Annotated in this window: 23 protein-coding genes; 8 read left to right on the forward strand and 15 right to left on the reverse strand. The window is 68.5% G+C overall.

Going from position 1 to position 24774, the window contains the following annotated elements; all coding sequences use genetic code 11:
* Positions 1 to 33: 33 nt before the first annotated feature.
* Positions 34 to 633 carry a TetR/AcrR family transcriptional regulator gene (locus ACWEKS_RS10150; RefSeq protein WP_452339749.1) on the forward strand — a complete coding sequence of 200 codons (600 nt, stop codon included), beginning with the start codon at positions 34 to 36 and terminating at the stop codon, positions 631 to 633.
* Here the strand turns inward: ACWEKS_RS10150 and ACWEKS_RS10155 are convergent.
* The 6 genes from ACWEKS_RS10155 to ACWEKS_RS10180 all read right to left on the reverse strand — a co-directional run bounded on the left by ACWEKS_RS10155 (position 605) and on the right by ACWEKS_RS10180 (position 7846).
* A complete protein-coding gene (locus tag ACWEKS_RS10155) occupies positions 605 to 1249 on the reverse strand; it encodes a MerR family transcriptional regulator (RefSeq protein ID WP_452339750.1) in 645 nt (214 codons plus the stop codon). The two genes, ACWEKS_RS10150 and ACWEKS_RS10155, sit on opposite strands and share 29 nt — an antisense overlap.
* Before the next feature lie 172 nt (positions 1250 to 1421).
* Positions 1422 to 2876, reverse strand: coding sequence for a catalase (locus ACWEKS_RS10160; RefSeq protein ID WP_452339751.1), 1455 nt, complete (start codon positions 2874 to 2876; stop codon positions 1422 to 1424).
* Between the two features lie 419 nt (positions 2877 to 3295).
* Positions 3296 to 4546, reverse strand: a complete 1251-nt coding sequence (locus ACWEKS_RS10165; protein ID WP_452339752.1) for a helix-turn-helix domain-containing protein — start codon at positions 4544 to 4546, stop codon at positions 3296 to 3298.
* Between the two features lie 751 nt (positions 4547 to 5297).
* Complete coding sequence (locus ACWEKS_RS10170) at positions 5298 to 6329, reverse strand: aspartate-semialdehyde dehydrogenase (protein ID WP_354838928.1); 1032 nt, start codon at positions 6327 to 6329, stop codon at positions 5298 to 5300.
* A 4-nt stretch (positions 6330 to 6333) separates the two neighbouring features.
* Positions 6334 to 7599 (reverse strand): aspartate kinase, encoded by a 1266-nt coding sequence (locus ACWEKS_RS10175; RefSeq protein WP_452339753.1) that lies wholly within the window; start codon positions 7597 to 7599, stop codon positions 6334 to 6336.
* A 112-nt stretch (positions 7600 to 7711) separates the two neighbouring features.
* Positions 7712 to 7846, reverse strand: coding sequence for a hypothetical protein (locus ACWEKS_RS10180; protein ID WP_452339754.1), 135 nt, complete (start codon positions 7844 to 7846; stop codon positions 7712 to 7714).
* Positions 7847 to 8056: 210 nt separating this feature from the next.
* Here ACWEKS_RS10180 and ACWEKS_RS10185 point away from each other — a divergent pair, with 210 nt between their 5' ends.
* A complete protein-coding gene (locus ACWEKS_RS10185) occupies positions 8057 to 8521 on the forward strand; it encodes a MarR family winged helix-turn-helix transcriptional regulator (protein WP_452339755.1) in 465 nt (154 codons plus the stop codon).
* A 13-nt stretch (positions 8522 to 8534) separates the two neighbouring features.
* Here the strand turns inward: ACWEKS_RS10185 and ACWEKS_RS10190 are convergent, their stop codons facing one another.
* Positions 8535 to 9110: a dihydrofolate reductase family protein gene (locus ACWEKS_RS10190; protein WP_452339756.1), complete on the reverse strand. Its 576-nt coding sequence runs from the start codon at positions 9108 to 9110 to the stop codon at positions 8535 to 8537.
* 72 nt (positions 9111 to 9182) lie between these two features.
* Between ACWEKS_RS10190 and ACWEKS_RS10195 the strand changes: the two genes are divergently transcribed.
* The 4 genes from ACWEKS_RS10195 (at position 9183) to ACWEKS_RS10210 (ending at position 12060) form a co-directional block, all read left to right on the forward strand.
* Entirely contained in the window at positions 9183 to 9761 is a 579-nt protein-coding gene (locus ACWEKS_RS10195; protein ID WP_452339757.1) for a TetR/AcrR family transcriptional regulator, read from the forward strand.
* 31 nt (positions 9762 to 9792) lie between these two features.
* Positions 9793 to 9975: a DUF1918 domain-containing protein gene (locus ACWEKS_RS10200; protein WP_354838910.1), complete on the forward strand. Its 183-nt coding sequence runs from the start codon at positions 9793 to 9795 to the stop codon at positions 9973 to 9975.
* A gap of 194 nt (positions 9976 to 10169) precedes the next feature.
* On the forward strand, positions 10170 to 10760 hold the full coding sequence (locus ACWEKS_RS10205; protein ID WP_354838907.1) for an SRPBCC family protein: 591 nt from the start codon (positions 10170 to 10172) through the stop codon (positions 10758 to 10760).
* A 91-nt stretch (positions 10761 to 10851) separates the two neighbouring features.
* The gene (locus ACWEKS_RS10210; RefSeq protein WP_452339758.1) at positions 10852 to 12060 is read left to right on the forward strand and encodes a low temperature requirement protein A; all 1209 of its coding nucleotides are present in this window, start codon (positions 10852 to 10854) and stop codon (positions 12058 to 12060) included.
* A gap of 28 nt (positions 12061 to 12088) precedes the next feature.
* Here ACWEKS_RS10210 and ACWEKS_RS10215 read toward each other — a convergent pair whose 3' ends face one another.
* The 7 genes from ACWEKS_RS10215 to ACWEKS_RS10245 form a co-directional block, all read right to left on the reverse strand.
* A complete protein-coding gene (locus ACWEKS_RS10215; RefSeq protein WP_452339759.1) occupies positions 12089 to 12877 on the reverse strand; it encodes an ion transporter in 789 nt (262 codons plus the stop codon).
* 90 nt (positions 12878 to 12967) lie between these two features.
* On the reverse strand, positions 12968 to 14536 hold the full coding sequence (locus ACWEKS_RS10220; RefSeq protein WP_452339760.1) for a GMC oxidoreductase: 1569 nt from the start codon (positions 14534 to 14536) through the stop codon (positions 12968 to 12970).
* A gap of 218 nt (positions 14537 to 14754) precedes the next feature.
* Positions 14755 to 15465, reverse strand: a complete 711-nt coding sequence (locus tag ACWEKS_RS10225) for a type 1 glutamine amidotransferase (RefSeq protein ID WP_452339761.1) — start codon at positions 15463 to 15465, stop codon at positions 14755 to 14757.
* Positions 15462 to 16712 (reverse strand): MurT ligase domain-containing protein, encoded by a 1251-nt coding sequence (locus ACWEKS_RS10230; protein ID WP_452339813.1) that lies wholly within the window; start codon positions 16710 to 16712, stop codon positions 15462 to 15464. The genes ACWEKS_RS10225 and ACWEKS_RS10230 overlap by 4 nt, the downstream gene beginning before the upstream one ends.
* Before the next feature lie 88 nt (positions 16713 to 16800).
* Positions 16801 to 17424, reverse strand: coding sequence for a pyridoxamine 5'-phosphate oxidase family protein (locus tag ACWEKS_RS10235; protein ID WP_452339762.1), 624 nt, complete (start codon positions 17422 to 17424; stop codon positions 16801 to 16803).
* Positions 17425 to 17488: 64 nt separating this feature from the next.
* Positions 17489 to 19255 (reverse strand): hydroxysqualene dehydroxylase, encoded by a 1767-nt coding sequence (locus tag ACWEKS_RS10240; RefSeq protein ID WP_452339763.1) that lies wholly within the window; start codon positions 19253 to 19255, stop codon positions 17489 to 17491.
* A gap of 126 nt (positions 19256 to 19381) precedes the next feature.
* Entirely contained in the window at positions 19382 to 20359 is a 978-nt protein-coding gene (locus ACWEKS_RS10245) for an EamA family transporter (RefSeq protein ID WP_452339764.1), read from the reverse strand.
* A 330-nt stretch (positions 20360 to 20689) separates the two neighbouring features.
* Between ACWEKS_RS10245 and ACWEKS_RS10250 the strand changes: the two genes are divergently transcribed.
* Together ACWEKS_RS10250 and ACWEKS_RS10255 are read left to right on the forward strand one after the other, a co-directional pair.
* Positions 20690 to 21589, forward strand: coding sequence for a LysR family transcriptional regulator (locus ACWEKS_RS10250; RefSeq protein ID WP_452339814.1), 900 nt, complete (start codon positions 20690 to 20692; stop codon positions 21587 to 21589).
* Positions 21590 to 21665: 76 nt separating this feature from the next.
* On the forward strand, positions 21666 to 22655 hold the full coding sequence (locus tag ACWEKS_RS10255) for an LLM class F420-dependent oxidoreductase (protein ID WP_452339765.1): 990 nt from the start codon (positions 21666 to 21668) through the stop codon (positions 22653 to 22655).
* 84 nt (positions 22656 to 22739) lie between these two features.
* Here the strand turns inward: ACWEKS_RS10255 and ACWEKS_RS10260 are convergent, their stop codons facing one another.
* The gene (locus tag ACWEKS_RS10260; RefSeq protein WP_452339766.1) at positions 22740 to 24611 is read right to left on the reverse strand and encodes a MinD/ParA family ATP-binding protein; all 1872 of its coding nucleotides are present in this window, start codon (positions 24609 to 24611) and stop codon (positions 22740 to 22742) included.
* Positions 24612 to 24774 lie beyond the last annotated feature (163 nt).

The following is a 24774-nucleotide window of genomic DNA, read 5'->3' on the forward strand; positions in this document are numbered from 1 at the left end:
CAAATCCGTGAGGTGCGTCACAGGAGGGCGATCATGGAAAGCACGGCGGCACAGCCCAATCCGGCGCGACCGCACACCGGGCGACGCCGCAACGAGGCCACCCGGCAGGCCATCCTCGATGCCTCGCTGCGGCTGCTCGGCGAATCCGACGGCGCACCGGTCACCATCGACGCCATCGCGCGGGCGGCCGGCGTCGGGAAGCAGACCGTGTACCGGTGGTGGCCGTCCAAGGGCGCGGTCCTGCTGGACGCGCTCACCGAACGGTCGGCGCTCGAGGTGCCGCCGCCGGACAGCGGTTCGCTGCGCACCGACCTGCGCACCCTCATGGAAGCGACTTTCCGTGGCGCACAGCGCAGTTCGACCGCACCCGCGCTGCGCACGCTGGTGCGCGAGGCGGCGCACGACCCGCATCTCGCGGAGCTGTTGCGGACCTTCACCGCGCAGCGCCGGGCAGCGGTGCGGGCCGTGCTCGAGCGCGGGCGGCTACGCGGCGAACTGCCCGCCGGCGCCGATCTCGATCTGCTGGTCGACCAGTTCTACGGGGTGTTCTGGTACCGCTTCATCCTCGGCCACGCGCCGTTGGACGACGCGCTCGCCGAACGGCTCACCGACTCGATGCTGGCCGGCCGCTGAAGAATTCGGCCGAGCGATCGGTCTGCGCCAGATGCCGCAGCGCGGCGATGAGCTCGTCACCGAGCACGTTTCCGACCACGACCGTCTCGGCCCTGCTGTCGATATCGCCGCGCGAGGTCAGCACGGCCATATCCAGTTCGGCGATCGGCTCCAGGGCGTGGGCGTAGTCGTCGAGGCGGTCCGCGATATCGCCGTGGCCGAGCTGGCGCAGCGCGCCGACCACCTCGGCGGCGGCCGACACCGCCGGATTGTCGCGGCCGACGCGCCAGCCCAGGCGATCGAGCATGGCCGTCACCTCGGCGCGGGCGGCAGTGCGCGATTCCTCGTCGCAGAAGGCGATGCTGCGGGCGGCGGTGTGCTGGGCGACGCCGAGGATCTTGTGGGTGCCGAGATCCGGATCGTCCAGGGCCGCGATCACCTCGCGCGCCGAGGCGATGGAGAGCCCGCCGACCTCGATGAGCGCCCGGATCAGCCGCAGGCGGCGCAGATGCGCGTCGTCGTACTGCGCCTGATTGTGGCCGGTCGCCTCGCCCTTGGGCAGCAGACCTTCCCGCAGGTAGTACTTGATCGTCGGGGTGGACACGCCACTGGCCTTGCTCAGCTCCCCGATTCGCATCGGACCTCCTCGTCGCCGCGCGGGGCTTGCCCACCGAGCCACCATCATAGATAGCCACGTTATGGACACCGCGGCTATCCGCTGCGCGGATATGACGAAGGCCCGCGCCACAATTCGCGGCGCGGGCCTCGTGCGGGTTCCGGGGAAGCCCCGGACTGTCCCTGGAGTCGGGTCAGAGCTGCTCGCGGACCCCGATCTCGATGCGCTTGCCGAGCTCTGCGTCGACACTCTTCCAGTAGTCGAAGACCCGGCTCAGGATCGGCTCGCGCACGCCGCCCAGGATATGGCCGACGACATTGCCCACCAGGCGATCCCGCTCGGCGTCGTTCATGACCTCGCGGACCAGGGCGCCGGCCTGCGCGAAGTCGTTGTCCTCGCGGTGCTGGAGGTAACCGGCCCGGACCATGGCCGGGTCGAACGCCCAGGCGCCGTCGTCGATGGCGCGCGCCGGATCGGCGTGCGGGCCGCCGAAGGAGTTGGGCGCGTACACCGGAACGCTCGCGGCATTGTGCGCGAAGCGCATGGCGCCGTCCTGCGAGTAGGAGTTCACCGGCGCTGCCTTGGCCCGGTTCGGCGGCAGCTGTTCGTGGTTCGCGCCGATGCGGTAGCGGTGCGCGTCGGCGTAGGCGAAGACGCGGCCCAGCAGCATCTTGTCGGGCGAGAAGGCAATGCCGGGAACCACATTCGAGGGCGCGAAGGCGGCCTGCTCGATGTCCACGAAGAAGTTCGCGGGGTTGCGGTTCAGGGTCCAGCGGCCGACCTCGATGAGCGGGTAGTCCTGCTGCGACCAGACCTTGGTCAGGTCGAACGGGTTGAAGCGGTAGTTGTCCGCCTCGGCGACCGGCATGATCTGGACCTTCAGGGTCCAGCTCGGGAAGTCGCCGCGCTCGATGGCCTGGTACAGGTCGCGACGGTGGAAGTCGGCGTCCTTACCGGCCAGCTCGTCGGCCTCGGCCTGGGTCAGGTTCTTGATGCCCTGGTCGGTCTTGAAGTGGTACTTCACCCAGAAGCGCTCGCCGGCCTCGTTGATCCACTGGTAGGTGTGCGAGCCGAAGCCGTCCATGTGGCGCAGGGTGGCCGGGATGCCGCGGTCGCCCATGAGCCAGGTGACCTGGTGGGCGGTCTCCGGACGCAGGGTCCAGAAGTCCCACTGCATGTTCGCGTCGCGCAGACCGGAGCCGGGCAGGCGCTTCTGCGAGTGGATGAAGTCGGGGAACTTGATCGGGTCCTTGATGAAGAACACCGGGGTGTTGTTGCCGACGATGTCGTAGTTGCCCTCGGTGGTATAGAACTTCACCGCGAAACCGCGCGGGTCGCGCCAGGTGTCGGGGCTGCCCTGCTCACCGGCGACGGTGGAGAAACGCACCAGCGACTCGGTGCGGGTGCCCGGCTGGAACAGCGCGGCCTTGGTGTAGCGGCTGACATCACCGGTAACCACCAGTTCGCCGAACGCGCCCGAACCCTTGGCGTGCACCACGCGCTCGGGCACCCGCTCCCGGTTGAAGTGGGCGAGCTTCTCGATCAGGTAGTGATCGTGCAGCAGGATCGGGCCCTGTGTGCCCGCGGTGAGCGACTCGTTGTCGCTGGGCACCGGGGCGCCGGTATTGGTGGTGGTCGCCTTGGTCATGTTTTCGAGCGTGCCGAGTTTTCTGGAACTAGTCAAGAAAAGTCCGCATTGCGGTGAGTAAACAAAGGTATATACAGTCCGGCCGCGCAGATATGGCAAATATCGAGCGTCAGCGATCTCGACCACACTGCGGGCGGAGTCAGCAGACCGCCGCAGCAGCGCCGTCACCGGCTCGTTCCGCGGACCGTTGCCCAGATCACAGTGCCCGCCCCGGAATAGATCCGGCGGACCCCGGGTTGATCCCCCTTGCCGGCGTCGGAACAGCCCCGGGCCGCACCCTTCGTCGCTACGAGCGACCACTCGCCGAGAGGCGCTTGTTGGGCGTCGGCTTCAACTTTCCGGGTCAGCCCGCGCGGTATGCGTCGGACCCGGCTCGCGCACACCGGGATTCGCTGACCGGCCGCCGGCCCCTGATTCGGTCAGGGGGTGACCGCGGCGCGGCCCGCCAGCTCCCGTAGTTCGTCGGCCGGTCGGCGACCGGCGAACTGCAGCAGATCCCGCACCACTTCGCGGGCGCGATGATCGGTGTGCACCAGTTCGGGGGTTAGTCGCTCGGCATTGAGCAACGCTTCCAATGCCTCGCTCGCCTGCCGCCGCTGCGCGTGCGCGCGGGCCACATCGACCAGGAAGCGCGCCTGCCGCTCCGGAGACAGGATCGAGGCGTCGACGGTGCGCGCGGTATCGAGCGCCTCGCCGGCGTCGCCCAGTTCGACCGCCACGGCCACCGCGTGCACGGCGACCCCGGTCGGACCGAACTCGGTGTCGAAATCGTTGCGGCCCTCGCCCAACCGGTCGGCGGCGGCGCGCGCCGCTGCCAGCCCGGTGCGGGCGGCCGTGCGATTCCCGTCCGTCGCCGCGATCACCGCCAGCATGAGCTGCAGAGATCCGTAGAGCGACAGCACTTCCGGCCGTGGCTGCTCGGCCGCCACCTGCGCGGCCAGCGCGGCCACCGACACTCGCGCCGCCTGCTCGGCCTGTTCCAGGCGTTGCAGACGCAGGAAAGCCTGTGCCATGCGGTAGGTTCCGGCCACCACGCTCAGCGCGTCACCGGATTCCTCGGCCGCGGACAGTGCGCGATCGGCCGCGACCCACGCCGCGTCGACCTCTTCCTGGCGGGTGAACGCGGTCGCGGCCACCTGATAGGCGCGCGAGAGCAGGGTCAGCACCTCCGGCCGCCGCGCGGCATCCGCCCGCGCGGCGTGCTCGAGATCCGGAATCAGTTCCAGCAGACTGCTGCCCACCTCGACCAGCCGGGATTCGTGCGCCAGCTGCCAGGCCAGGTCCACTCGCTGTTGCAGCTCCGGCAGTTTCGCGGCCGCAGTGCTCAGCTCGAGACTGCGATCGGCCTCGTCTCCGAAGAGCTGTTCCAGGGCGGGATGCCCGGTGAGCAGCAGCCGCAGCTGCTCGAACACCGCCGAGCCGGGCCGATGCCCGTCACCGCGGTCGGCGGCAATCGGTTCGGCCGCTTCGGGACGCAGATCGCGTACCGCCACTCCGAGCACGTCCGCCAGTCTTTGCAGAACGGACAGTCGCTCAACAGGCAGCACGTCTCGCTCGACCTGCGACACCCAGCTTTCCGAGCGCCGAATCGCCGCTCCCAACTCTTTCTGCGATAGTCCCCGCCGCCGGCGCAACTCCGCTACCCGTGCCCCAAGGGTACTTTCGGCCACCGGGTCAAACTCCTTCTGCCTGATCGGCTTTCCCGGCCGTCACCGCCCGCTTGTTTCGCCGATGTCTACCATGCCCTTCTCCTTCCGCCCTTTCCATCCAGAGGGGGGATCTGCCGACAAGGATTCCAGACCGACCGAGCTTACGGCGCACAGTATGGAACATGGATTTTTCTTATTGCACCGCAATTTTTCTGTGTTTAACGTTTGAAGAGGACCCGTCGAACCAAACGGACGACAAGAGGTGGTCATGCCCGGCGAACTTCTCTTCTTCCTACTCGGAGCCGGAATCGGCGGCGCGGCAATGTGGTTCGCGGCGTGCGCCCTTGCGCCCACCAAGTATTCCTCCACTGCCGACGGGGCGACGGTGCAAAGCATCACCGCGCGCCTCGAACGCGAGGGTATCCGGAACTCGCGCTCGATGAAAGGTCAACCAGCCTCGCATCGGGCACCATCGAGATGACCGCGGCGCCGAAAACCGACGAAGTCCATGTGCGCCTGCGGTTTCCCGGAGGAATGATCTTGGATTACCGCGCGGAACGCGCAATTGCCGAACGCCTCGCTGCGCATTTGCGCCCGCATCGCATAGAAGTCACGATCGACGGGCTCCGGACCGATCGGCTACCGCCGCTCCCCTGTGCCGCACTTTGGGCGGATTGACCGACTCCGGAGAGCCTATCGCATTGACGCCTGGACAATATCCGAAAACGGACCGTGCACTTTCTTGTGCACGGTCCGTAACGGATAGATCTGATCAGTTGTTCAAAAGAACTTCCGCGATCTGAATCGTGTTGAGCGCAGCGCCCTTACGCAGGTTGTCGCCGGAGATGAACAGCGCCAGACCGCGGCCGTCCGGCACACCCGGATCCTGGCGGATGCGGCCCACCAGCGACTCGTCGATACCGGCGGCGGCCAGCGGGGTGGGGACGTCGGTGAGCTTCACACCCGGCGCCTTCGCCAGCAGCTCCTCGGCGCGCTCCACCGAAAGCGGCTGCGCGAATTCGGCATTGATCGACAGCGAGTGGCCGGTGAAGACCGGGACGCGCACACAGGTGCCGCTCACCAGCAGATCCGGCAGACCCAGGATCTTGCGGGACTCGTTGCGCAGCTTCTGATCCTCGTCGGTCTCGCCGCTGCCGTCGTCCACCAGCGAACCCGCCAGCGGGATCACGTCGAAGGCGATCGGGGCCACGTACTTGTTCGGCGCCGGGAACTCCACGGCCGAACCGTCGTGCACCAGCTTCTCGGCATCGCCGATCACGGCGCGCACCTGCGAGGCCAGCTCCTCGACACCGGCCAGGCCGGAGCCCGACACCGCCTGGTAGCTGGACACGATCAGCCGCTGCAGCCCGGCCTCGTCGTGCAGCACCTTGAGCACCGGCATGGCGGCCATGGTGGTGCAGTTCGGGTTGGCGATGATGCCCTTGACCAGGTTGCGGGTGGCCTCCGGGTTCACCTCGGAGACGACCAGCGGCACCTCGGGGTCCTTGCGCCAGGCCGAGGAATTGTCGATGACGGTGACACCGGCGGCCGCGAAGCGCGGGGCCTGCACCCGGGACATGGTGGCGCCGGCCGAGAACAGCGCGATGTCCAGTCCACTCGGGTCGGCGGTCTCGGTGTCCTCGACCACGATGTCGCGGCCACGGAACGGCAACGTCTTGCCCGCCGAGCGCGCGGACGCGAAGAACCGCACCTCGTCGGCCGGGAAGTTGCGCTCCTCCAGCAGCTTTCGCATGACCGCGCCGACCTGACCGGTCGCGCCGACGACGCCTACACGCACACCCATGCCGTTACCGTCCCGTTCCGCCGTGCACGACCGCGACCTCGTCGCCGCCCAGATCGAACGCCGAGTGCAGCACCTTCACGGCCTCGTCCAGGTCGTTGTCCTTGACCAGCACCGAGATCCGGATCTCCGAGGTGGAGATCAGGTCGATGTTGATGCCCGCGTCGGCCAGCGACTCGCAGAAGGTGGCGGTCACGCCCGGGTGCGACTTCATACCCGCGCCGACCAGCGACACCTTGCCGATGTGGTCGTCGTACACGACCTGGGAGAAGCCGATCTCGCCCTGCTGCTTGGTGAGCAGCTCGACGGCCCGCGGGCCCTCCAGCTTGGGCAGGGTGAAGGTGATGTCGGTCTTACCGGTGTCGACCTTCGAGATGTTCTGCAACACCATGTCGATATTGATCTCGGCATCGGCGACCGCGCGGAACACCTTGGCGGCGTAGCCCGGCTTGTCCGGAATGCCGACCACGGTCACCTTGGCCTCGCTGCGGTCGTGCGCGACGCCCGTGAGGATTGCTTGCTCCAAGGGGATGTCCTCCATCGATCCGGTAATCATGGTGCCCGTCTTGTCGGTGTACGAGGACCGCACGTGAACGGGCACGTTGTAGCGGCGCGCGTACTCGACGCAACGCAGCATGAGAACTTTCGAGCCGCAGGCGGCCATCTCCAGCATTTCCTCATAGGAGACGGTGTCCAGCTTCTGGGCGTCGGAGACGATGCGCGGGTCGGCGCTGAACACGCCGTCCACATCGGTGTAGATCTCGCACACATCGGCATTGAGCGCGGCGGCCAGCGCGACGGCGGTGGTATCAGAACCACCGCGACCCAGCGTGGTCACGTCCTTGCTGTCCTGGCTCACGCCCTGGAAGCCCGCGACCAGCACGATGGTGCCCTCGCCGAGCGCCTGCTGCACCCGGCCCGGGGCCACGTCGATGATCTTGGCATTGCCGTGCGTGCCGGTCGTGATGACACCGGCCTGCGAGCCGGTGAACGAACGGGCCTCGGCGCCCAGCGAGTGAATGGCCATGGCGACCAACGCATTGGAGATGCGCTCACCGGAGGTGAGGAGCATGTCCATCTCGCGGGCCGGGGCGGCGGGCGCGACCTGCTGGGCCAGATCGAGGAGTTCGTCGGTGGTGTCGCCCATGGCGGAACACACGACGACCACATCGTGGCCCTGCTTCTTGGTCTCGACGATCCGCTCAGCGACCCGACGGATGCGCTCGGCGGTGGCGACCGAGGATCCTCCGTACTTCTGGACGACTAGAGCCACGGCGGAAATCCTCCAAGATCGACAAACTGCTGCTACCGACGCCCAAGACTACCGGCCCAGGTCCACGACTTTTCGTCCCACCTCCCGTCCGCGGATTCCAGTCACCCGGCAGCTATTCCGGCGCCGACATCCGCACGCCCGGATCATGCTTGGCGACAAGGGTGTTGAACAGCCGGCTGTACTTGGTGTTGTGGAAGGCGGCGAAGCCCCACTCGCCGTCCCGCCGCACCGCGACGTACACGTTCACCTTGGTGTCGAAGCGGTTCCGGCGACGCTTGCATCCCCGTCCGCCCGTGCCTGATTCGAGCGCTCGAACAGGGCGCGAACGGCGGTTTCGTCGGTGATCTGCTGAACAGTCATGACATCCCTCCCGAAGATATCTGAACCAGTCTTCAACTGAATTGAGCAGTAGTTGACTCATTCAGATATTGCCCGAGTGAGACTAAGCTGCCAAGGGATGAGCGAGGAACACGACGAATTGGGCGCCGCCCTCACCTTCGCCGCCCAGCGCAGCGCCACCGACGCCGTGATGCTGCACGGGGCCATGGCCGACAAGCTCGGCCTGCACGTCACCGACCTGCGCTGTCTCAATATGCTGCGCATCGGCGGCCCGGCCACCGCGGGCGAATTGGCCCAGCGCACCGGCCTCACCACCGGGGCCATCACCCGGATGATCGACCGGCTGCTGAAGGGCGGATTCGTACGGCGCGAACACGATTCGAAGGATCGGCGCCGGGTGATCGTCACCGCCCTGGACGACCGCACCGACGAGATCGCACCGCACTACGAGTTCCTGGCAACGGAATTCGCCAAGATCGCCCGCGACTATTCGGACGAGCAGTTGGCGCTACTGCTCGAGATCTTCGACCGGCTGCACGAGACCTCGATGGACGTGACCGCCCGGATCCGCGGAAGCGATTGAGCACGAACGGGACTCAGGCCCGGTCGAGCCAGGTGACCTGCGTGCCGTTGCCGAATTCCCGGCGCTGAGTGACCTCGAACCGGGACGGGCTGAAGTTGCCGACGATCATGGGCAGGCCCGCACCCGCGATGACCGGGTAGCTCTTGAGGATCAACCGGTCGATCTCGCCGATCAGCTGTCCCGCCAGATTCGCGCCGCCGCAGAGCCAGATGTCCAGGCCCTCTTCCTTTTTCAGGCGCCGGACCAGTTCTACCGGATCGCCCGAGACGATCTCCACCTGCGGATTGTCCACCGGCGCAAGGGTGGTCGAGAAGACGTACTGCTTCAGGTGGTTGTACGGGCTGTCGGTTCCGGCGGCCAGGCCGGGTTCATAACTGCCGCGCCCCATGAGGACCGTGTCGATCTGCCGGTTCGGCGTATCGACCGGCAGGCCGACCAGTTCGCGAAGGTGAGTCGGGACCGTCTCCGGCATGGCCTCGTTGAACCAGGCCATCATGTCGTCGCCGGCCGGATAGAAGTCGTATTCCCCCTGCGGACCGGCGATGTAGCCGTCGAGGGAGACCGCCACGTAGTAGACGAGCTTTCGCATTGTTTACCGCCTTGTTCGTAGTACTATGTCCGTAGTGATTACGAACGTAGTACTACACATGGAGTGGTGTCAATGGTTCGGACGAATCCGGAACGACGCAATGCCCTGATCGACGCGGCCATCGAGGTCCTGGCCCGCGACGGCGCGCGCGGACTCACCTTCCGCGCGGTCGACAAGGAGGCCCGGGTGCCCGCGGGCACGGCCTCCAACTACTTCGCCAATCGCGACGAACTCCTGATCCAGGCCGGGCACCGTTTCTACGAGCGGCTACAACCCAGCAAGGAGACGATGGACCATCTCTTCACCGGCCCGCGCACCCGCGAGACCATCGCGGAACTGATGACGGAGACCGTCAACCGCATCACCGCGTTCCGCACCGGCTACCTCGCGCTGCTGGAACTGCGGCTCGAGGCCACCCGCCGCCCGGAGCTGCAGGCGATCCTCGCCGAGCGGGTGCGCGCGGACCTCGATTTCAATGTCCGCAACCATCTGGACTCCGGCCTGCCCGGCGACGCCGATTCGGTGACGCTGCTCTACCTGGCCCTGAACTGGCTGATCGTCGAAAGACTCACACTGCCGGACATCTTCACCGACGAGGAGGCGGCCCGGCTGGTGCGCATGGCGGTGGAACGTGCCATTCCGACCTTGTGACGAGCATCACCAGGGGCGAATAATCCCAAGTATGCATGCAAGTGTCGGTGATCATCTGGTCATCCATGGGCGCAATGTCGGACTCCCCGACCACACCGCGGAAATCGTCGAAGTGCGCGGCGCGGAAGGTGAGCCGCCCTACGTGGTGCGGTTTGCCGACGGCCGTACGAGCCTGGTGTTCCCGGGCCCGGATTCGGTGGTGGAGCCGGGCTGACAACACCCGGTCACAACCCGTTTCGGCCGTGTTAGCCCAAGATTTTCCGATCACGCCCCGGCGTGACCGGATAGCCCTGCCGAGCAGGGAAATCGGGACTTACCAGACCGACCAGTCGGTCAGAAGCGAGGGGCAGCACAGTTGACTCTCCGAGCGACCCTGGTCACAATCGGTGCCCGAATGGAAGGGTAGATATGAGAACGAAGACTGATCACCGGTTCGTCATCGACATCGATCCCGGACAGGTGATGGATGCGTTGCTCATGGTCGAGCAAATGCCCGACTGGTCCCCCTCCCATCAAGACGTCCGGGTCGCCACCCGCGACAAGCGCGGCCGCCCCAAGCGCGTCTACGTGTCGGCCAATCTCATGGGCCGCCCCGACCGGCAGGTCGTCGAGTACACCTGCACCGAGAACCGCGTCGAATGGCGGGTTTCCGAATCCAGCGCCGGCGCCGGCGGCAAGGGCTGGTTCGACCTCGGCGAAACCGAGGACGGCGCCACCGAGGTCTGGTACCACTCCGAGGTCTACCTGCCGATTCCCGCGCCCGGCATGCTGCTCAAGCGCAGCGCCCGCCGCGAGGGCGACGCGATGATCAGCAACTTCATCGCATTCGTCGAATCCGTCACCGGCGTCCAAGGACTCGGCGAGGTGGAGGAAGCGCCCTACGCCGAATCGGCCGCCTTCGAGCAGCCCGGTCAGGTCCAGCCCGGGTACGCCCAGCCGGGCTACGCGCAGCGCCTGGACTACGGCCGCAATTTCGAGCCCGGCTTCGGCACCGCCTAGGCCGGCCGCGAACACCCGCGGCTGATCGCGAACAGCGAACAGCCGTGATCGGCACTGCCTTTCGAGCCGCACATTGGGCAGGATGTCCCTCATGCCCGGTCCCGTACGCACCCGCATGATGCCCGTCGCCGAGGACGCCTCGGTGACGCAGCTGGAACTGTTCTTCGACCTGGTGATCGTCTTCGCCTTCACCATGGTCACCGACTTCGCCGCGCACGAGACCACCGCGGTCAATCTGCTGCGCGCACTGCTCATTCTGGCCATGCTGTGGTGGGGCTGGATCGGCTACTCCTGGCTCGGCAATGTGGTCAAGGCCGATGAGGGCATCGCCCGGGTGGCCATGTTCGTGGCCATGGGCGCGGCGTTCATCATCGCGCTCACCATTCCCGAGTCCTTCCGCGATCTGCCCGGCGGCTGGTACGGGCCACTGGTATTCGTCATCGCGTACCTGGCCGTCCGGCTGGTCCACCTGACCGTGTTCTGGATGGCCAGCAGCCACGACGCCCAGCTACGCCGGCAGGTGATCCGCTGGGCCGCAGGCTCACTCAGCGTGGCCAGCGTGCTGCTGGTGGCCGGTGCGCTCACCACCGGGACCGCGCAGCTGGGGCTGTGGCTGGCGGCGCTGGTCTGGGACATGGGCTGGACGTTCTTCGCGGGCAACGAGTGGCGGCTCTACTCGCCCTCGCATTTCGCCGAACGGTACGGGCTGATCGTCATCATCGCGCTGGGCGAATCCATCGTGTCCATCGGCGTCGGCGTGGCCGGGCTGCCGATCTCCTGGTCCATCACCGTGGGCTCGATGCTGGGCCTGGGCGTGGCGGGCCTGCTGTGGTGGGCGTACTTCGATGTGGCCGCGCTGGTCGTGGAGCACGCGATGCATCGCGCCGGCGGCGAGCGCCGCATCCAGATCGCGCGCAACTGCTACACCTTCTGGCACTTCCCGATGATCGCCGGAATCGTGGCCATGGCACTGGGTTTGAAGAAGGTGCTCAACTACGTCGGTGGGGCGCAAGGACATTCGCTCAGCGACGAGCTGCACGGGATCCCGCTGTTCGCGCTGTACGGCGGTGTGATCGCGTACCTGGTCGCCCTGGTCGGGTTCCGGCACTACGCGACCGGCAAGGTGCTGGTGCCGCGACTGGTGGCGGCGGTGGTGCTGCTGGCCCTGATCCCGCTGGGGTCGGCGGTGCCCGCACTGGCCGCGCTCGGCGTGCTCTGCGCGGTCCTGCTGGCGCTTATCGTGTTCGAGGTGGTGCGCTATGCCCAGCCGCGCGATCTGATCCGGCACGGGCTCGACTGAGGCCCTCGAACACGCGGCCGGCGACGGCTCAGGGCCGCGGGGCGAGCCGGTTGTCGATGGCCTCCGGCACCCGCTCCCCCGAGTTCACGGCCTCGCGGATCTGATTGATGTTCTCGCGCAGGGCATCCGCCACCAGCTCGTCGGTGCGCGGATCGGCGAGCACCTGCAGCACGACGCGGAAACTGGCGTCGGCGATGCCGCGAATCATCTCCTCGTGGAACGGGACATAGCGCACCTTCCCCAGCTGGGGATCACTGCGGATCACCTCGAGGATCATCTGATCGATCTCGGAACGGTTCTCCTCCAGCGCATTCGCGATATTGCGGGTGTATCGGCCACACCGCAAAACCTCGGCGACCTCGTCCAGCACGGCCACCGTGATCGGGCGCTCGATGGCCTCGACGATGGCGCCGATCGACCGGTTCACCACGGCCGCGGTGATCCGGTCGCCGAACGCGCGGTCGGCCACCCGGCCCACCCGCACCGCGATCACCACGATGCGCAGCAGCCGGAAACCGCGGAAGAACGGACTGGTCACCGGGATCATGCCGAGGACCTCGTACCAGTAGATGAAGGGGAAGGTCCAGCTCCAGCCCTCACGCCGCCAGCGCCACAGGAATTCGGCGAGGAACACCGCGCAGATGCTGTAGTCCGTGATGCGGATCGTCCGGTAGGTGTGATCGGAGACCGGGAAGAAGGTCACCCAGCTGACGAGCGCGACCGAGACCACCGCGAGCCCGAGCATGACGAAATCGGTCCACAGCGTGGGAGGCTTGTGGGGGAATTCATCCTCATCCGCTGCGCCGAGCTCGATCACGACGTCCCCTTCCTCATCGAACGGTCCCGCCAGCGTAGTCGGCGCAAACGACCGCGCGGCGGGCTTCGAGGGGCCGGGCGGCCGGGCCGGCTACTTCCCCGCCCGGATGATCGCCTCGATATTGCGTTCCGCCACAGCGGTGATGGTGAGCGACGGGTTCACCGTCGCGGTGCTGCCCGGGATACCCGCACCGTCCGTGACGTACAGGCCCGGATGCCCGATGACCCGGCCGTAGGCGTCGGTGGCCTGCCCCAGCACCGCCCCGCCCAGCGGATGCGCGGTGAAGAAGCCTTGCGCGTCAAAGCCGATCGGCGTGTAGTTCACCAGCGAGCGGTCGGCCTGCGCCACCCGTTGATCGACCGCGCGGCAGGCGGCGACCACCTGATCCTGGGCCGCTCTGGGCCAGCTCAGTCCCACCGCGTTGCGGCCGGCGTCGTAGCCGAAGCGGGCCCGGGTCGGATCCAGCGTGATGCCGAGCGAGGCGATGGCGCCGGTGTCCACCGGAATGCCCGGCACATACCAGCTTTCGAGGTGCAGCGGCATGCCCGAGTCGTCGAAGATGCGGCTGGCGCTGGGCACGCCACCGCCGGTCATGGACAGCGAGCTGACGCTGCGCGCCAGCACCACATCGCCATTGGTGCCCCAGCCGTCGCCCACGTGCTCGTTGAGGTTGGGCAGGGCGCCGGTGGCCTGGGCGCGCACCAGCAGTTCGGAGGTGCCCACCGAGCCCGCGCCGAGGAACAGGCGGTCGCAGGTGAGCGTGCGGCTGCCGAGCACCTGACCGGTCGGGGCCAGCTTGGTCACCGTGACCACGTACTTGCCGCTGCCGTCCTGGCCGATGGCGTCCACCCGGTGGCCCGGGTAGATGGCCGAGCGGCCGGTGCCCTCGGCGTAGCGCAGGTAGTTCTGGTTCAGATCGAACTTGGCGCCATTGGAATTGCCGAGATTGCTGCGCGACGCGATGGCCGAGGCCCGGCTGGCGCCTGCCAGCTCGGCGCGGATCACATCCCAGTTGAAGATCGAATCATTGGCCTGCGGTTCATAACCCGCGGCCCGCACCTGCCGATCCCATACCCGCGAATGGGTGAAGGGCGTGGAGTCGTACACGTCCGCCGGCATGGTGGATAGCCGCAGCATCTGGCGGACCCGCGGGTAGTAGACCGAATCGAGTTCGTCGTAGTTCACCACGCCCCCGAAGACCTGGTCGAACAGGCGCCGCGGCGGCGCGACCATGGCGCCGCTGAACACGATGGACCCGCCGCCCACCGCGGCCGCGCGCCACACGTCGATGCCCGGATACTCCGTGACGTCCAGCACGCCACCGAAATCCGAGCACGGCATGGGCACCTTGGTGATGCCGGTGAAGCTGGTGCGATGCCAGAAGCCGCGCCCGTCGGGCAGGTCGTCGCCGGTGAAGATCTCCCGCCACGGGTCGTTGGGCCAGCGCGAGCCGCGCTCGAGCACGGTGTTCTGCACGCCCGCCTCGGCCAGCCGCAGCGCGGTCACCGCGGCCCCGAAGCCGGAGCCGATGACGATGGCCTCGCTGTGTTCCGGCGGATCCGGCAGCGGCGCAAAGATTTCCGGTACCCACGCCTGGTACAGCGCGTTCCACAACGGATTGGCCGACGCCGGTCCGGCACCGCGACCGGCGGTACCCATCCCGACACCTGCCAGCAGAGCCGCCGAAACAGCAGCCTTCAACACGGCGCGCCTACGCAAGCGGCCACCTCCCTCATCACGCATGGCCGCGCGCGAGATTACCGGCCGGTCGGCCACGCCTCAACAGGTTGGTGCGAGATCGCCACCGAGATATGCGGGCCGGCTATGTGTTTCCACACTTCACCGGCATCGCGGGACCGGGCGCAGGCAGGCCGCTGTCAGGCCCGCAGGCGCTCGCGGCGGAGCTGGTCGACCTCCGGGAGATCCAGCGCCGGAAGCGAATCCACGCCCAGGGCCCGGGTCAGCAGATAGTCGGCGAGCTCCGGGTTACGGGCCAGGGCCGGGCCGTGCATGTAGGTGCCGAGCACCGAACCCTGGATGACGCCCTCGAGGCCGTCGCCCACCCCGTTGCCGACGCCCTTGGTGACGCGCCCCAGCGGTTTGGCGTCGCCGCCGAGTTTGGTTCCGCCACGGTGGTTCTCGAAGCCCGTGAGGGGCTGCGAGAGGCCCGGAACGAGGGGCTGGGTCGCCACCTCGCCGATGGCGCGCTTCTCCTGCGGGGAGGTGGTGACATCGAACAGGCCGACGCCGTCCACACGTTCCCCGGCGGAGGTCTCGTACCAGTGGCCGAGCACCTGGATGGCGGCGCAGATGGCCAGCACCGGAGCGCCGCGTCCGGCGGCCTCCTGCAGGCCCGGGTGGCGCTGCAGGTGGCGGGTGGCCAGGCGCTGGGCCGAGTCCTCCGCGCCGCCCAGGGTGTAGACGTCCAGCGAGTTGGGAACCGGCTCGGTGAGCGGGATTTCGATGATCTCGGCGTCGTAGCCGCGCATGCGCAGGCGCTGGCGCAGCACCACGGCATTGCCGCCGTCGCCGTAGGTGCCCATGACGTCGGGCAGGACCAGGCCGATGCGGACGGTCGATTCACTCATGCGCGGGTCCCCGTCTCCAGGTCGCGGTTCAGGTCACGGAACGCGGTGTAGTTGGCCAGCACCTCGACCCGTCCCGGCGGGCAGGAGGCGATGGCGTCCAGCGGATCCGCGACGGTGATGTGCTCGACGCCGGCGTAGGTGAGCCGGACCGCGAGATCGGTGGCGCGCTCGCCGGCGGCCACCACCTGGGTGCCCTCGAAGTGCTCGAAGCGGACGTCCCACAGCCAGGACAGGTCCTCGCCGTCGGGCACCTGGCCGTTGACCGCGATCACCAGACCCGTTGCGGCCGGATCGATCATGGACAGCGCCTCCTGCCAGCCGGCCGGATTCTTGGCCAGCAGCATGCGGGTGCGGCGGCCGTCCACCTCGACCGTCCGATAGCGGCCCGCGATCTCGCGCACGGTGCCCGCGGCGGCCGCGGCCGCGGCCGGATCCGCGCCCAGCGCCACCGCGGCGGCCACCGCCTGCGCGGCGTTGCCGCGATTGGCGCGCCCCGGAAGGGCAAGGGCGAGTGGGATCTCCAGGCCGTCCGGCCCGGACAGCGTGTGCTCGCCGACCCGCCACTGCGGCACGGGCCGCTGGAAGTCCGCGCCCGTGCTGTACCAGTGCTCGCCCTCCCACACGATGGGCTCGCCGCTGCGCGGGCAGCTGGTGGCGTCCACCGACCAGCCGCTGCCGGCCGACACCCACACCACGTTCGGGTGGTCGTAGGCGATGGAGGTGACCAGTACGTCGTCGCAGTTGGCGATGAGCACGGCCGCGGGATGCCGCGCCATGCCCTCGCGCAGGCGGCGCTCGATCATATTGATCTCGCCGACCCGGTCCAGCTGGTCCCGGGAGAGGTTCAGCAGCACCACCACCGACGGGTTCAGCGCGTCGGCGACATGCGGCAGGTGCAGTTCGTCCACCTCGATGGCGGCCAGCGGCGCGCTGCGGTGCGCGGTGAGCGCGGCCACGATCCCGGCGTCCATGTTCGCGCCGTCGGCCTGGGTCGCGACACTGCCGAGTCCTCGGCGATCCGCGCCGCCGAGGGTCTGCAGCGCCGCGGCGGTCATGCGGGTGGTGGTGGACTTGCCATTGGTGCCGGTCACCAGGACGGTGCGCTTGCCGCGACCCAGCTGGGCCATGAGGGAGGGATCGATCTTCAGCGCGATCAGCCCGCCGATCATCGAGCCGTTGCCGCGCCCGGCCCGCCGCGAGGCCCACGACGCCGCCGTCGCCGCCCGCAGCGCCAGCTGTCCGCGCATCGAGATGTCTGCCACGACGCGAGTTTATGGGGATGGCGGGCGGGACGTGCAGGCGGCATCGGGGCCCACGGCGTGATACGCGCCGCACTCAGCCGTTGTAGAGCATCTTTCGATAGCCCTCGCCCGTGTAGTACGCCTCGAGCTGCTCGAGGGTCTCGGGGGTGGCCGGCTGCACATCCTTCACCAGGCGCGCGACGCTGGGCATCGTGTCCTCGGGCCACTGTTCCGGCTGCCACAGCGCGCTGCGCATGAACGCCTTGGAGCAGTGGAAGAAGATCTGCTCGATGGCGACCTCGATGGCCAGGATCGGGCGATGACCCTTGACCACCATGTCGTCGAAATAGGGTGCGTCACGGACCAGCCGGGCGCGGCCGTTGATCCGCAGGGTATCGCCGCGGCCCGGAATCAGGAACAGCACGCCGACATGCGGATTGCTCAGGATATTGAGGTAGCCGTCCGCGCGGCGATTGCCGGGCCGCTCGGGAATGGCGATCGTCTTGTCGTCGAGCACCCGCACGAAGCCCGCCGGATCGCCCTTCGGCGAGGCGTCGCAGTTGCCGTCGGCATCGCTGGTGGCCAGCACCACGAACGGTGAGCGGGCGATCCACTCCCGATCCCAGTGATGCAGGGCGTACCGGTCCTTGTTCCGCGGCCGCGGCGCGACCTCCCCCAGCAGTTCACGCAGTTCGACCGGGTCCGTGATCTCGCTCATGCTCCCGATTCAACGCGCGGTACGGGCCGCACACCAGCCTTTTTCGCCGGTGTGCGGAAGCGCCCTAGGCGTCGAACATGTTCGGCTGTCCCGCCGCGTACCGCTGAATGTCCAGCTGCCGGAACGGCTCCAGCACCTCCGCGCGGTAGAGCGTGAACAGCTTGCAGCGCGGGGCATCCGAACCCGCCACCTCAAGCAGCTTGTTCACCGCGCCGCGGGCCGCCTCGCACGCGCCCTCCATGGTGGCCAGGTCCACATTGGTGCGCACGTAATCGCCTGCCAGATACAGGTTCTGGAGCGAGTCGGAATGCGATTCCGGGCGCAGCGCCCAGGAGCCCGCCGTATTGATCAGCAGCGGATCGGCATTGGTGTTGCGCTGCTGCGCGGCGTCCCACGCGATGCCGGTGTCGAGGAACCAGGAGTGCAGATCCTCGTCGCGCAGCAGGTCGGCGCGATCGTTGAGGTGTGCCTGCAGCTGCGCCCACACCTCGCGCGCGATCTCGTCATGGGTGCACTCCTTGGCCGTCTTGCCGTAGAGCATGCCGGGGGTGTTCCAGTCGGAGATGTCGACCGACAGGCAGTCCTGCACGGTGCCGTCGCCCATGCCGGTGACCGGGGTGCGGTTCCAGAACTGGGCTTGCGCAATGGAGGTCAGCGACCACGGGGAGTCGACGTAGGCGGTGTGCCCGCGCGCGATATCGCTGGGGCGGCGGAGGAAGAACTGGATGCCGGTCATCCAGTCCACCGTCAGCTGGCTCATCCCTGCCAATTCCGGTCGCAGCGACAGGATTTCGGGCGTCCACAGGGTGCGGGCCACCTCCACGGGCAGTGCGCTCACGAAATGGTCGGCGGTGACCGTCTGGGCCGCGCCCGACGAATCCACCACGCGCGCACCGGAAATGCGCGCGCCCTCCAGATCCAGACCCCGGACCTCGGCGTTGACGAAGGTGACGCCGAGATCCCGGAGGCGGTTCACCCAGGGATCGATCCAGGCCTCGTTGGTGGCCCCGTTCAACAGCCGGTCCAGCGCACCGTCATTGCCGACCTCGAGCGGATTGCCCAGGAACTGCTCGCCCATGGTGCCGATGGTGAGGGTGCTGGCCTTGTCCTCGCGCGCGGCCACCAGCAGCGTGGTGAGCGTGCGCGAGAGCAGCATGCGGAATTCGTTGGAGCGCCTGCCCGCGCCCACGAAATCCCGCCAGGCCATGTTGTCCCACTGCCCGTAGCGGCGGGCGTCGCAGCTGGTGTTGAAGACCAGCAGGCGACTCGCGAAATACAGGGCATCGCTGGTGCCCATCTTCGTGGAGGTCGTAATGGCCGACCCGACGGTCTCGCGGAAGTCGTCCGGACTCGACCAGGGCTTGCCGAACTTGCCCATCGGAATGATGGTGTCGTCCGCGTCCTTGCGCGAGAACCGCGCCTCGGGGGCGGCGATCAAGTTGTCCCACACACCATTGGCGTTGCCCGCGAACGGGATTCGCCGCATGGTGTCGGGCAGGTGGCGGTAGAAGCCGGGGAAGAACCGGAATCCGTGCTCGCCCCACAGCTCCGGCCGCCCGTCCTTGCCACTGCCCGGGACCGCGATGCTGCGTGCCTTGCCGCCCAGGGCCCGCCGCTCGTAGACGGTCACCTCGAAGCCGCGTTCGGCCAGCTCGTGCGCCACGGTCAGGCCCGCGACCCCACCGCCCAGCACCACGACCCGCCGTCCGGTCTCGGCCCGGGCGGCGGTGGGGCGGGCGGCCCCCGCCGCCACCGCTCCCGCCATTGCCCCGGCTGCGACCGCTCCACGCAACACTGATCGCCGCGTGACGGACAAACGTTGTCCTGCCATACCCGTTACCTCCCACGCCTGGTCCGCATCCTATGGAGCTGTCGCAGACAGATGGTCGGTTGGGGTGGAAAATTTCATCCCGAAAACCCGAAAGATGGGCGAACTACAGCAAATCGGACTGCTCAGCTAGGCCTCGACGAGATTCGGGTCCAGTTCTGACCGGCGTGTCGGCCCGGCGGGTCGGACGGGTCCGGGCGTGTCGAGCGCCGCCTCCGGCACCCGGACGCGGCGGCCCGCCGAGGTGGCCGTGAAGGCGCCGGCGATCACGATGACGGCCCCGAACAGGGACAACGCGGACGGAGTCTCGTGCAGGAACGCCCAGGAGCCGGCGATTCCCACCACCGGCACGGCCAGCGACAGCGGCGCCACCGTGCCCGCCGGATAGCGGCTCATCAGATAGGTCCACAGCCCCGATCCCGCGATCGTCCCCAGCGCGACGATGTAGGCCAGGGCCGCGTAGGCGGGCCAACCGGTCGCCGAGCAGGAGTCGATCAGGTCGTTCCACCCGGTGGCCGGCCCCTCGGTGAGCGCGGACAGCACGAACATGGGGATCGGCGGCACCACGGCCATCCACAATGTCAGGTGCAGCGGGTTCACCCGCTCGGACGAGGCCGCGGCCAGCCGGGACCCGATATTGCCGAAGGCCCAGCCCAGTCCACCCAGCAGGGTCAGCACCAGCGGCAGCAGCGCCGCGTGGTGCGAACGGTCCCACCCGATCACCGCCATACCCGCCATGGCCACCGCGATCCCCGCCAGCTGAATGCCGCGCAGCCGCTCCCGCAGCAACACCGCGCCCAGCAGCACCGTGAACGGCGCGGACGACTGCAGCACCAGCGAGGACAGACCCGTCGGCATCCCCGCCCGCATGGCGGTGAACAGAAACGCGAACTGCAGTATCCCGAACCCGATCCCGTACAGCAGCAACCACTTCCACGGCACCCTGGGCCGCGGCACGAACAGCAGCACCGGAATCGCGATCACAGCGAACCGCAGCCCCGCGAAGAAGAACGGCGGGAAATGCTCCAGCCCCACGTGAATGGCCAGGAAGTTCAACCCCCACAGCACCACGACGGTGAGCCCGAGCAGTCGATCGCGATTGGTCATGCCGAAAATCTTGCTGACGCTAATAAATAAGAACAATCGAATAATTCTGCATCAACAATGTAGTACTACTTAACCATGCCCCAGCCCGACCCACCCCGCTCCGTCCCACCCCCACGCCGCATCCCCCGCGACACTCGCGCCGATGCCACCCCGGACGCCCCGGTGAGCGCAGCCCGGCCCGGCCCCGCCCCTACGCGGGCGCGACGCGTCAAACCGGGCCCTCCCGACGCGGCCCCGGTCCACGAGGGCGGCCGAGGCACGGGCGCAGCCGCGGAGGTCGGCGCTGCACAGCTCGAGGGGTCCGGCATGGCGCGGTCGGAGGGGCCGCTCATGTCACTCGAAAGGCTGCGGGTGCTCCGCGAACTGGCCGATCGCGGGACGGTTGCCGCTGTGGCGCAGGCATTGTCCATGACGCCGTCGGCGGTGTCGCAGCAGTTGAAGGTGCTGGCGCGGGAGGCGGGGGTGGCGCTGCTGGAGCCGGATGGGCGGCGGGTGCGGCTGACCGATGCGGGACGGGCGCTGGTGGTGCGGGCCGATGAGGTGCTCGAGGCCATGGAACGGGCGGTCAGCGAGATGGCGGAGTATCGGGGATCGCCGCGCGGGCGGGTGCGGGTGGCCCTGTTCCCGTCGGGGGCGGCGCTGCTCCTGCCGCATGTGCTGGCCGAGCTGGCGGACAGCGGGGTGGAGATGGTGGCGCGCGACGAGGACGTGCCGCCCAGCGAGGTGCCGCGTTTGCTGGCCGATTACGACGTGGTGCTCACCCACCGTGACGAGCGGGCGCCCTCGCTCAGCGGGCCGCGGGTGTCCTCGCGGGTGCTCATGCGCGAGCCGATCGATGTGGTGGTCGCGCCCGATCACCGGCTGGCCCGGCAGGGCGCGGTGGTTCCGGCGGAGCTGTCCGACGAGACCTGGATCAGCGTCCGCACCGGCTTCCCGGTCGACGACGTGCTCCGCTCGATCGCGACCGTCACCGGCGTGCAGCCGCGAATCGCGCAGCGGCTCAACGAGTTCAGCGTCATCGAGGCGCTGGTGGCCACCGGCTACGGCGTCGCCCTCATGCCCCGCCACGCGGTCCGTCACCCCGACCTGGTCATGCTCCGGCTGGCCGGCGTCCGCGCCGCCCGCGTCTACGACCTGGCCACCCGCCCGCACGCCGACAAGCGCCCGGCCGTCGCCATGGTCATCGCCGCCTTCCAGGCCGCGGCCCGCCGCGCCACCGGGACCGAATAACCCGGCCGGACCGTGCGACCGGGAATCGGAAATCAGCGGTTGACTTGGAGCGCACTCCAGGTCCTACCTTTGCGGCATGAGCATTCGACTCGGGTATCAGATGCCGAACTTCAGCTACGGGGTCGCGCCGCGGGACCTGTTCCCGGCGGTGGTGGCGCAGGCACGGGAGGCCGAGGCGGCCGGCTTCGACGCGGCCTTCGTCATGGACCACTTCTACCAGTTGCCGCTGCTCGGCGCGCCCGAGGAGCCCATGCTGGAGGCGTACAGCGCACTGTCCGGCCTGGCCGCCTCGACCGAGCGAATCCAGTTGTCCGCCTTGGTGACCGGCAACACCTACCGTAATCCGGCGCTCACCGCCAAGACCGTCACCACCCTCGACGTGGTGAGCCGCGGCCGGGCCGTGCTGGGCATCGGCGCGGGCTGGTTCGAGCTCGAGCACCAGGCCTACGGCTTCGACTTCGGCACCTTCACCGAGCGGTTCGAGAAGCTCGAGGAGGCCCTCGAGATCATCACCCCGATGCTGCGCGGGCAGCACTCCACCTTCGACGGCAAGTGGTACCGCACGAACAACGCCATGAACGAGCCGCGCGTGCGTGACGACCTGCCGATCCTGCTCGGCGGCGGCGGCGAGAAGAAGACCTTCGGCCTGGCCGCCCGCTTCGCCGACCACCTCAACATCATCTGCAATGCTTCGGAGATCCCCCGCAAGCTCGAGGCCCTGCACGCGCGCCTGGACGAGGTGGGCCGCGACCCGAAGACGCTGGAGACCAGCTTCCTGGCGTTCGTCATCGTGGACGAGGACGGCGACCGCGCCCGCAAGAGCCAGGCCGAGATGCTGGCCCGCATCGGGATCACCGATCTGGGCGCGCTGCCGAACGAGGCCCTGCGCAACACCCCGGCGGACCGCCAGTTCGTCGGCACCCCGGACCAGGTCGCCGAGCAGATTCAGTCCCGGGTGCTCGACCAGGGCATCGACGGCATCATCGTGAACATGGTCACCAACGGTCACGAGGCCGGCGCGGTCGAACTCGCCGGTCGCGCCCTGGCTCCGCTGGTCCGGGGCTGACCCGCTCCCCTTTCCGAGGCCGACTCATAGGAAATGCCCCGCGGTTCCGTTGAACTGCGGGGCATTTCGTCGTTCGATACCGGATCAGCCCTGCGGCCGGAAACCGTCGCCGTGCGGCGGATAGCCACCGTCACCCTGCGGCGGGTAACCGCCGCCCTGCTGCGGCGCGAATCCGCCCTGCGGGGGCTGCTGCTGGAAGCCGCCCTGCGGCGGGAACCCTTGCTGCGCAGCCTGATAGCCGAAATCGTCGGCCACCATGGCGGCCAGTTCCAGCAGGGCCCGCCGCGTCGGCTTGCCGACCAGTTCCAGGTCGATCTCCGCGCCCTCGGCCAGGTGGTCGTCGAACGGGACGACCTGCACCGCGCGGGTGCGGTCCAGGAACAGCTTGCGGAGCTGGTCCAGGTCCACCGTGGAGGAACCCTTGCGAGAGGCGTTGACCACCACCACGGTTCGCTCCACGAGCTTGTGGTAGCCGTGGTGGTCGAGCCAGTCCAGGGTGGCCGAGGCACTGCGCGCGCCGTCGATGGCCGGGGAGGTCACCAGCACCAGCGAGCTGGCCATATCCAGCACGCCGGACATGGCCGAGTGCATCAGGCCGGTGCCGCAGTCGGTGAGGATGATGTTGTAGAACTGCTGCAGGATGCCGATGGCCTTGCGGTAGTCCGCCTCGGAGAACGCCTCCGACACCGCCGGATCCTGTTCACTGGCAAGCACTTCCAGTCGGCTGGGCGCCTGCGAGGTGTGGGCGCGCACATCCGAATACCGCGAGATGTGCCCGTCCTCCAACAGGTTTCGCACCGTGGAGCGGGTCTGCCGGGGCACGCGGTGCGCCAGCGTTCCGAGGTCCGGGTTGGCGTCGATGGCGATCACCCGGTCACCGCGCAGCGAGGCGAAGGTGGAGCCCAGACCGACCGTGGTGGTGGTCTTTCCGACGCCGCCCTTGAGCGACAGGATCGCGATCCGGTAGTCCCCGCGGACCGGCTGGTTCACCCGGTCCACCAGCTGTCGGTACACCACGTCCGCGGCCGACTCGCCCGGGTTGATGGCACCGCCGGACGCCTTGTGCACGGCCCGCCGCCACCCGCTGCGCGGCGCCCGCTTGGCCCGCTTCAACAGGTTCAGATCATTGACCGAATGCCCGGGGGGCATCGGCTGCTGCCCGAACTGCTGCCCGAAAGCACCCTGCTGCTGTGGAAAACCCTGCTGCGGCTGCGGATTCCAGCCGGGCTGGAAACCCACCTGGGGCTGCGGCTGGGATAGCTGGGTCTGCGGCGGCGCGGCCGGGGGCGGCGACCAGCTGTAGATCGGCCCGCCCGGTTGATCATTGGAAGGCGCGAACTGCCCCGGCTGGCCCGGACCACCGAAATGTCCCGGCGCTCCGGGCTTCTCACTGTCACCCGGCACGCCGGGCGGCTCGGTAAACACCCGGCGCACCATGCCGTCGCTGCCGATCTCCTGCCGGATCTCGCCGTAGGGCGTCTGATCGCGCACCTCGCCCAGCGGTGCACCCGGCGGCGGAAAACCGCCCGGCACACCGGGATTCGGCGGCGGCGCGAACTGCCCGGCATCCGGCGGCGGGAACGCGCCGGCGGGCGGGAAGCCCGGCTGGCCGTACGGCCCGGGACCGCTCGGCGCGAACGGATTGTGGCCGTCGCCCGCGAACGGGTTGTGGCCGTCCGGCCCACCGTAGGGCCCCGGGAAGGGGCCGTTGGGCGGTGCGAAGGGGTGGGGGCCCTCACCCGGATGCGGCAGGGCCTGGTCGATCGAATCCGGCACCGGCGGGAAAAATCCGGCCACCTGCTCCTCGGAATCGCTCGCCGCGCCGTTGTTCTCGGCCGGTCCGTCGGCCTTCACCGCGTCCTGCTCGGCCTCGACATCGGCCACCTCGACGGCGTCGTCGGTAACCCCCTTGCCCTGCACAGGCTTCGAGGTCGAATTCTGATCTTTCGTGGTCACGTGTCCCCCATCTGCTCGACGGCTCGAACAGAGAGCTCGGCGCTAATGCGTCCCAACGCTAGCATTGTTGCCCCCTCCGGACGCGGCGAGGCAGAGCCGCCTCCCCGCAGCTTCGGCGCACGGCTGAGTGCCGTTTTCACTCCTGCATGCGTGCCTGCGTCGG

The sequence above is a fragment of the Nocardia sp. NPDC004711 genome, from assembly GCF_053601595.1.